This window comes from Massilia hydrophila, assembly GCF_020208145.1.
GTDB lineage: Bacteria > Pseudomonadota > Gammaproteobacteria > Burkholderiales > Burkholderiaceae_D > Telluria > Telluria hydrophila.
Map to the genome: position 1 here is coordinate 1 of NZ_JAHYBX010000091.1, position 297 is coordinate 297.

Here is a 297-nt window from a genome sequence, read left to right on the forward strand (position 1 = left end):
TAACGCGGGGGTCGTTGGTTCGAATCCAACCAGACCCACCACGCAACATGGGGGATTAGCTCAGCTGGGAGAGCACCTGCTTTGCAAGCAGGGGGTCGTCGGTTCGATCCCGTCATCCTCCACCATTTACCTGGTACTGACTGAAAGTGCAAACGTAAGCAAGTAGATGCTTAGGTTTGATCTTTTAGCGATCACTGTTTTTTCGTTCTTTAACAATCTGGAAGAAGTAAAGTTTTTTTAAGCGTGTAAGCGAATCGGAAACGATGAGCGAGCACACTTAGGGTAGTAATCAAGTAT

At 47.1% G+C, this 297-nt stretch carries 1 tRNA gene; it reads left to right on the top strand.

The annotated features are described in order from the left end of the window. The first annotated feature begins 49 nt into the window (after positions 1-49). Positions 50-125 (top strand) — tRNA-Ala (locus LE190_RS21650). Positions 126-297: the final 172 nt, after the last annotated feature.